The sequence below is a fragment of the Caballeronia sp. genome (assembly GCF_049581465.1).
In the GTDB taxonomy this organism is placed as follows: domain Bacteria; phylum Pseudomonadota; class Gammaproteobacteria; order Burkholderiales; family Burkholderiaceae; genus Caballeronia.
This window is the reverse complement of sequence record NZ_JBAUSA010000423.1, coordinates 1-1818: the sequence shown is the minus strand read 5'-3', so window position 1 is coordinate 1818 and position 1818 is coordinate 1. Positions and strand designations below refer to the sequence as shown.

At 63.6% G+C, this 1818-nt stretch carries 2 protein-coding genes and 1 pseudogene; all 3 read left to right on the top strand.

Annotated features, from left to right (window positions below; all coding sequences use genetic code 11):
* Positions 1 to 201: pseudogene (locus WCA53_RS10605) on the top strand (hypothetical protein); the annotation flags it as partial.
* The gene (locus tag WCA53_RS10600; RefSeq protein ID WP_423908900.1) at positions 198 to 1298 is read left to right on the top strand and encodes an HlyD family secretion protein; all 1101 of its coding nucleotides are present in this window, start codon (positions 198 to 200) and stop codon (positions 1296 to 1298) included. The pseudogene WCA53_RS10605 and the gene WCA53_RS10600, both read left to right, overlap by 4 nt.
* A gap of 11 nt (positions 1299 to 1309) precedes the next feature.
* Positions 1310 to 1818, top strand: a 509-nt coding sequence (locus WCA53_RS10595; RefSeq protein ID WP_423908897.1) for an MFS transporter, incomplete at its 3' end; no start/stop codon positions are given.

Sequence of the window (1818 nt, the reverse complement as noted above, 5' to 3'; positions counted from 1 at the left end):
GTGCAGGGCGGTCCGTGCAAACGGCGCCTGCAACTGACGCTCACCGAGCGCGGCAAGGCGAAGCTGACTGAGGCGCTCGCGCCCTGGCAAGCGGCCCAGAACGAGTTCGAGGCGAAGTTTGGGCAACGGCGGGCGGCGCGTCTGAGGCGAGAGCTGTTTTGCCTGACGAGCATTGAACGCAACCAACAGGAAACGATATGACCACGCCTTCAACGCCTCTTAACTCCTCGGCGGCGCCCGTTGCGCAACCCCGTTCGCGACCCCGCATCCGGATTGGCTGGATGCCGGCGGCGATCATCGTCGTGCTGATCGTGCTGGCGGCCGCGGGCACTTATTGGCTGACCGTGCTGCGCTTTATCCAGACGACCGATGACGCCTACGTGGGCGGCAACGTGACCGTGATGGCGCCCAAAGTGAACGGCTTTGTCACGGAACTGCTCGTCACCGATAACCAGCGTGTCAAGGCAGGCCAGGTGCTGATTCGCCTGGATTCCCGCGACTACGATGCACGGCTCGCGCAGGCCGCAGCCGACGTGCAGGGTGCCAAAGCGTCGGTCGCGGAGCTTGCCGCCAGGGAGCAACTCCAGGCCGCCGTGATCAACCAGGGGCAGGCCGAAGTGCGGGCGTCATCGGCGGAACTCACGCGCAGTGCGTCCGACCAGACTCGCTACCGGCAACTCGTGAAGGACGAGGCCGTATCGAATCAGGTCGTCGAACGCGCGGACGCCGACTTCCTGACGGCGCGTGCCAATGTCGATAAAAGCGACGCTTCCTTGCTCGCGGCGAAGCGCCAACTGGTCGTCATCGGTGCACAGCTCGACGACGCCAGCGCCAGGGTCGCCACCGCCGAGGCGCTGCGGCGCGTGGCTGAACTGAACGTCGAATACACGACAATTCGCGCTCCCGTGGACGGTTATGTCGGCAACCGCACGGCGCGTGTCGGCATGCTGGCGAATGTCGGTGCGTCGCTGCTGACCATCGTGCCCGCCGACGGCTTATGGATCGATGCGAATTTCAAGGAAGACCAGCTAAAGAAAATGCAGGTGGGCGACACCGCCGACGTCGAGCTCGATGCCGCGAGCGCGGTTATTCACGGGCATATTGAAAGCCTCGCGCCGGCAACGGGGGCGACCTTTAGCGTGTTGCCGCCCGAGAACGCGACCGGCAACTTCACGAAGATCGTGCAGCGCGTGCCGGTGCGGATTCGCCTCGACGTACCGAAGGAAATGCAGAACGTCTTGCGCGCCGGGTTGTCGGCGACCGTGAAGGTTCACCTCGACCATGCGAGCGAGTCGTGAACGCGAAGGCGATGTCAAATCCCGCCCTTCTGCCGACGAAGCAACGCGTCTTCGCGTTTGCGCTGATGTGTCTCGGCTTCTTCATGGCGACGCTCGACATCCAGATCGTGGCGTCGTCGCTGAAGGACATTGGCGGCGGGTTGTCGGCGAGCCAGGATGAGCTTTCGTGGGTCCAGACGTCCTATCTGATCGCGGAAATTCTGGTGATCCCGATGTCGGGATGGCTTTCCAAAGTGTTCTCGACGCGCTGGTTGTTCACGGCTTCGGCAGTGGGTTTCACGATCACCAGCATGATGTGCGGCATGGCATGGAACATCAACTCGATGATCCTGTTTCGCGGCCTGCAAGGCGCGCTGGGCGCCGCGATGATTCCGACTGTCTTTACCACGGCCTTCGTGCTTTTCCCCGGCAAGCAGCGCGTCATTGCGGCGACGACCATCGGCGCGCTCGCCTCGCTCGCGCCCACCGTCGGCCCGGTGATAGGTGGCTGGATCACCGATCAATGGTCGTGGCACTGGCT